At 71.6% G+C, this 6,000-nt stretch carries 6 protein-coding genes and 1 pseudogene; 5 read left to right on the forward strand and 2 right to left on the reverse strand.

From position 1 onward, the window contains the following. The first annotated feature begins 204 nt into the window (after positions 1-204). A complete protein-coding gene (locus tag AB0958_RS10290) occupies positions 205-1,131 on the forward strand; it encodes an RNA polymerase sigma factor SigF (RefSeq protein WP_366889908.1) in 927 nt (308 codons plus the stop codon). A 406-nt stretch (positions 1,132-1,537) separates the two neighbouring features. On the opposite strand, the gene AB0958_RS10295 is transcribed toward AB0958_RS10290, so the two are convergent. Next, positions 1,538-1,924: a hypothetical protein gene (locus tag AB0958_RS10295; protein WP_366889909.1), complete on the reverse strand. Its 387-nt coding sequence runs from the start codon at positions 1,922-1,924 to the stop codon at positions 1,538-1,540. On the opposite strand from AB0958_RS10295, the gene AB0958_RS10300 reads away from it, so the two are divergent. Further along, positions 1,914-2,237, forward strand: a complete 324-nt coding sequence (locus AB0958_RS10300; RefSeq protein ID WP_366889911.1) for a hypothetical protein — start codon at positions 1,914-1,916, stop codon at positions 2,235-2,237. The two genes, AB0958_RS10295 and AB0958_RS10300, sit on opposite strands and share 11 nt — an antisense overlap. A 146-nt stretch (positions 2,238-2,383) precedes the next feature. Here the strand turns inward: AB0958_RS10300 and AB0958_RS10305 are convergent, their stop codons facing one another. Further along, complete coding sequence (locus tag AB0958_RS10305) at positions 2,384-2,587, reverse strand: hypothetical protein (RefSeq protein WP_358971357.1); 204 nt, start codon at positions 2,585-2,587, stop codon at positions 2,384-2,386. Positions 2,588-2,781: 194 nt separating this feature from the next. On the opposite strand from AB0958_RS10305, the gene AB0958_RS10310 reads away from it, so the two are divergent. The 3 genes and pseudogenes from AB0958_RS10310 to AB0958_RS10320 form a co-directional block, all read left to right on the forward strand. Further along, positions 2,782-3,327 (forward strand): MarR family transcriptional regulator, encoded by a 546-nt coding sequence (locus AB0958_RS10310; protein ID WP_366889912.1) that lies wholly within the window; start codon positions 2,782-2,784, stop codon positions 3,325-3,327. 20 nt (positions 3,328-3,347) lie between these two features. Then, positions 3,348-5,900 (forward strand): MFS transporter, encoded by a 2,553-nt coding sequence (locus AB0958_RS10315; protein ID WP_366889913.1) that lies wholly within the window; start codon positions 3,348-3,350, stop codon positions 5,898-5,900. Further along, positions 5,878-6,000 (forward strand): annotated as a pseudogene (locus tag AB0958_RS10320) (1-hydroxy-2-methyl-2-butenyl 4-diphosphate reductase); the annotation flags it as partial. The gene AB0958_RS10315 and the pseudogene AB0958_RS10320, both read left to right, overlap by 23 nt.

Raw genomic sequence — 6,000 nt, forward strand, 5'->3', positions numbered from 1 at the left:
TTGAGGGACGAAAAACCGTCAGACCCCTTGCACGCAGGGCTGATTCACATTTCACATGTCGACATGTCACTACAGCGTGTTGCCGACATGTGACATTCTGCCGGAAGCGCGTTTGCCGGGGCTCAGGCTCCGGTATTCAGGTGAAGGCACCGCTCCTCGCCGGGGAGCGTCGCCGCGACCGTCCCGCGACCCAAAGGGGGTGGCATGTCCGCAGAACAGGGCAGCTCGAAGGTGCTCATGCCCACGAACAGCGAGGCAGCGCCCAAGGAGCTCGACGCCATCGACGTGCTCGACAGCATCGATGGCGCCATCGCCGGCGCTCCGGCGCTGGAGGCCACGCCGGCCCAGGAGCTTCCGGCCGTATCGGAGAGCCTCGACACCCGCACCCTGTCCCGCTCCCTGTTCCTGCGGCTCGCCGCACTCGACGAGGACAGCCCCGAGCGTGCCTACGTCCGGGACACCCTGATCGAACTCAACCTCCCCCTCGTGCGCTACGCGGCGGCCCGCTTCCGCAGCCGCAACGAGCCGATGGAGGACATCGTCCAGGTCGGCACCATCGGCCTGATCAAGGCGATCGACCGCTTCGACTGCGAACGCGGCGTGGAGTTCCCGACGTTCGCGATGCCGACCGTCGTCGGCGAGATCAAGCGGTTCTTCCGGGACACCTCCTGGTCGGTGCGCGTCCCGCGCCGCCTCCAGGAGCTGCGCCTGGCCCTCACCAAGGCCAGCGACGAGCTCTCCCAGAAGCTGGACCGCTCGCCGACGGTGACGGAGCTGGCGGCGGTCCTCGGCGTCTCCGAGGAGGACGTCGTCGACGGCCTCGCGGTGGGCAACGCGTACACCGCCTCGTCCCTCGACTCCCCGGCCCCCGAGGACGACGGCGGCGAGGGCTCCCTGGCCGACCGCCTCGGCTACGAGGACACGGCCCTGGAGGGCGTCGAGTACCGCGAGTCCCTCAAGCCCCTGCTCGCCAAGCTGCCGCCCCGCGAGCGCCGGATCATCATGCTCCGCTTCTTCGCGAACATGACCCAGTCCCAGATCGGCGACGAGGTCGGCATCTCCCAGATGCACGTCTCCCGCCTGCTGACCCGCACCCTGGCGCAGCTGCGCGAGGGCCTGATCTCGGACTGAGGGATCCCGACCGAGGGCTTCCCACCTGACGGAGCGTCAGCCACACTGGCCCGATGGCTCCCCGCTGGACCCGTACCGGCCACCGGCCCGCCGACCCGAAAGCGTCGGCGGCCGCCGCGGGCCCTCCCCCCGGCACACGGTACGGCCGAAGCACACCCGGCCGCCGGGACACGGCGGCAGGGTTGCCGACGGCCGGCGAGGCGGCGTACGCCACCACCCTCCGACGGCCTCGCCGAGCCGACACAGCGGCAAGGTCGTCGTCGGCCGTCAAAGTGGCGGCCGGCGCCGACCCCGGGCGGTCCCGACGGAGGGCGTCTGGCCGGTGCGGCACGGTGGTGGGGTTGTCGGCGGTCAGTCTCTTTCTGGTCTGTGTCCTCACCGGGTGCGGGAGCGGCGGCGGTGGTGGCTATACCGCGGTGGGAGCGGCGGGCGGACCGACGGGGGCGGCGGCGCGACCGACGGGGTCGGTGACGTTGGTCCCGCTGGACGGGCCGAGCGGGACGGCGGACCGGTCGGCAGGGTCCGCGAGCGCTCCGGCGGGCGGATCCCCCACGGCGTTGGGCGGAGCGGCCTCAGGGGCGGGCCCGTCGAGCGCGGCGGGCGGGCAGGACGGCGCCGACGGGTCGGACGACCCGGCGGGCGGGCCGGGCGGAGCGGGCAACTCGGCGGACGGCACGGCAGGTTCGGTTCCGGCTCCTTCCGCCTCCCCCTCCGGTGCCGCGCGTACCCACCCCCAGCCCTCCGGCTCCGCGCGTACGCACCCCCAGCCCTCCGGTTCCACGGTGCCCGGCATCCCCGCGCCCGCCGCCCTCACCTGGGGCGCCCCCACCCGCGCGGCCACGGACAAGCGCTGGTGCGAGAAGGTGACGGTCGCCTTCCGCAACTCCGGTGGCACGGCCGTCCGTTCCGGGACGATCACCCTCGGCACGCACATCGTCGACCTGCTCGGCATCGACTGGGCGACCATCGATTCCGCCCAGCCCCTCCCGGTCCCGATCGCCCCGTACTCCCGTACGGACAGGACCTGGACGGTCTGCGTCGACGCGTGGCGGGTGCCGCTCGGCATGCACGTCGAGACCCGGGTCGTGGGGGTCGACTGGAGCTGAGGGAGCCTCGCACGGGCCCGGCCTCCACGCGGGCACGACGAAAGCCCGGGGCGGGGAACCCCGGGTTCTTCGTCGCGCCGCCGCCGTGACCGTCGTACCGCGACGGCCCGACCGCAGTCGGATGAAGTGAGCGCGAGCCAGGCGACTTACATGAGCGCGAGCCAGGCGACCGCCGCCACCACGACCACCGCGGCGACGACGCCGAGGATCAGGCCGAGGCGGGGACCGGAGGAGGAGTAGGTGGTCGCCGTCTGCTGGGAGGTCTGCGGGGCCTCGTCGACGAACGCGCGGAACATCTGGGTGCTGCCGGCGGGGTCGTAGTTGCCCTGGGGGCCCTGGGTGTTAGCCATGGCCCGAGACACTAGCGAATCCGGGGTTGTGGCCCAAGTGGGGGGCCACCCGCAGCCGCATCGGCCCCCACCTGCGCGTTTACGTTCGCAATACTTGCCTTTGCCAAGTTTTTATCCCGATCCCCGCCGACTTATTTGCCTGTGGCAACCAAGCAGTTCTATGGTTGCCCCAAGCAACGAATACGGGAGGTGTGATGGCGGAGCAGGCGCAGTTCGAAGAGCTGGCGCGTCAGCTCAGCGCCGTCGGAGCCGTGAAACGGGACCTCGCGCGGATCCTGCCGCACGAGTGCCCGGCAGGGTCCGCGGCGGTGCTGACGCTGCTCGGCCGCCACGGCTCCATGCGCATGAGCAAGCTCGCCGAGCTGCTCGCCGTGGACATGTCTGTGACCAGCCGGCACGTGGCCCACGTGGCCGAGCGCGGCTGGATCGAGCGCTCCGCCGACCCGGCGGACAAGCGTTCCCGGATCCTGCACCTCACCCCCGCGGGCGAGGCGACCCTCCAGGACCTGTCCCGGCGCAGCACCGAACTGCTCACCGAGCGGCTGAGCGACTGGAGCGACGAGGAGGTCGCGCAGCTGATCCGGCTGATGACCCGGCTCCGCGCCAGCTTCGGCGACTGCCGGGCCACGGGCCCGCACCCCCGGCCCGCCGCCGGGTCCACGCTCGCCTCGGCCGCCCGCGCCCCCACCCCCGTACTCGAAGCTCCCGTTCTCGAACCGACCACCCGTACACCCGCATAAGACGTAAGAGAAGGAAGCCCATGGCAACGACCACACCAGCCGGTGTGCGGGCTCACGCCAAGCACGGGGGAGGCAGCTCCGCCGAGCAGGCGCCGATGTCCCACCGGCAGATCATGGAGGCCATCTCCGGCCTGCTGCTCGGCATGTTCGTGGCGATCCTGTCGTCCACGATCGTCACCAACGCCCTGCCGCACATCATCACCGACCTCGGTGGCGGCCAGTCCGCCTACACCTGGGTCGTCACCGCCTCGCTGCTGGCGATGACCGCCACCACCCCGCTCTGGGGCAAGCTCGCCGACCTGTACAGCAAGAAGGCGCTCGTCCAGATAGCCCTGGTCATCTACGTCCTGGGGTCCGCGGCGGCCGGTCTGTCGCAGAACGCCGGCATGCTCATCGCCTGCCGTGTCATCCAGGGCGTCGGCGTCGGCGGTCTGTCGGCGCTCGCCCAGATCGTCATGGCCGCGATGATCTCGCCGCGTGAGCGCGGCCGTTACTCCGGCTACCTCGGCGCGACCTTCGCCGTCGCCACCGTCGGCGGCCCGCTGCTCGGCGGTGTCATCACCGACACCTCGTGGCTGGGCTGGCGCTGGTGCTTCTACGTCGGCGTGCCCTTCGCCGTCCTCGCGCTGATCGTGCTCCAGAAGACCCTGCACCTGCCGGTCGTGAAGCGGGACGTCAAGGTCGACTGGGCCGGCGCGTTCTTCGTCGCCGCCGCCGTCTCGCTGCTGCTGGTCTGGGTCACCTTCGCCGGTGACAAGTACGACTGGATCTCCTGGCAGACCTACACGATGATCGCCGGCGCGATCGTCCTCGCGCTGATCTTCGTGCTCGTCGAGTCGAAGGCCAAGGAACCGATCATCCCGCTGCGGCTGTTCAAGAACCGCACCATCACCCTGGCCTCGCTGGCCTCCCTGTTCGTCGGTGTCGCGATGTTCACCGGCACGGTGTTCTTCAGCCAGTACTTCCAGCTGGCCCGCGACAAGTCCCCGACGATGTCCGGCGTGATGACGATCCCGATGATCGGCGGTCTGTTCATCTCCTCCACCGTCTCCGGCCAGTTCATCACCCGCACCGGACGCTGGAAGGCGTGGCTGGTCAGCGGTGGCGTCCTGGTGACGGCGGGCCTCGGCCTGCTCGGGACCATCCGCTACGACACGGCGTACTGGAAGATGTCGATCTTCATGGCGCTGCTGGGTCTCGGCATCGGCATGATGATGCAGAACCTCGTGCTCTGCACCCAGAACCAGGTCGCCCCGAGCGACCTCGGCTCGGCCAGCTCCACGGTCACCTTCTTCCGCTCCCTGGGCGGTGCGGTCGGCGTCTCGGCGCTCGGCGCGGTGATGGCCCGCCGGATCACGCACTACGTGACCGAGGGCGCCGCCGCCCTCCCCCACAAGTACCAGGTCGCCCTGGCCGGCTCCAGCTCGTCCAGTGACAGCCTCCCGGACCTGGGCAAGCTGCCCGCGCCGCTGCGCACCCTCATGGAGAGCGCCTACGGCCACGGCATCGCCGACGTCTTCCTGATCGCCGGCGGCCTCGCGGCCCTCGCGTTCCTGATCAGCCTGTTCATCAAGGAGGTTCCGCTGAAGACCAAGGGTGGGCTCGCCCAGGCCGCCGAGCAGGAGCAGTCGGCCGAGGCACCGCTGGCAGCGGCCACCGCCGAGGCGCCCGTCGCGGCACCCGTCGCCAAGCAGCAGGTCCCCAGCTGGGCCGCCCCCGTCGTGAACGGCGGCGCGGAGACCGCCGCCGAGGCCACCCGGCAGTTGACCGCCGTGGCCACCCTCGACATCCCCGAGCAGTCCGCGGGCTCCGGCGGCCCCCCGGTGCACGGCTTCGTGCGCGGCGCCGAGAGCGCCCCGGTCGCCCAGGCCGCGGTCACCCTGATCTCGCTCGCCGGCCGCCAGCTCGGCCGCTCGGTCGCCGGCCACGACGGCTCCTACCGGCTGGACGCCCCCGGCACCGGCTCGTACGTGCTGATCGCCTCCGCCGACGGCTACCAGCCGCAGGCCTCCACCGTCGTGGTGGGCGAGGACGCGCTGTCGTACGACATCCTGCTCAGCGGCACCAGCGGGCTGAGCGGTGTGGTGCGGGGCGCGGGCAGCGCGCTGCCGGTCAAGGACGCGATGGTCATCGTCACCGACGTGCGCGGCGACCTGCTGGCCACCGCCGCCACCGGGGAGCAGGGCGAGTTCCGCTTCGGCGAGCTGGTTCCCGGTGTCGTCACGGTCGCGGTGAACGCGGCCGGGTACCGTCCGCGCGCCCTCCCCGTCGAGATCGGCACCACCGGGGTCACCCGGATCGAGGTCGACCTGGACGCCGGCGCCCGGCTCCAGGGTGTCGTACGGGCCCCGCACGGACCGCTGGCCGACGCCCGCGTGACCCTCGTGGACGCGGCCGGCAACGTGGTCGGCACCGCCACCACCGGCGTGGACGGCGCGTACGCCTTCGCCGACCTGGACGGCGGTGACTACACCGTGATCGCGACGGGCTACCCGCCGGTCGCCACGGCCCTGAACGTCACCGGCGCCGGTGTCGACGGCCACGACGTCGAGCTCTCCCACCCGGGCGAGTAGTTCGCACTCCGGCCCGCGGCGGGCGCGCCCACAAGGAGGAGCTCCTGAACATGAACTCGTCCGGATCGGCACGGTACGCGGTGGAATATCGGCTTTCCGC

Source organism: Streptomyces sp. NPDC006655, from assembly GCF_040703965.1.
Classification (GTDB): Bacteria; Actinomycetota; Actinomycetes; order Streptomycetales; family Streptomycetaceae; genus Streptomyces.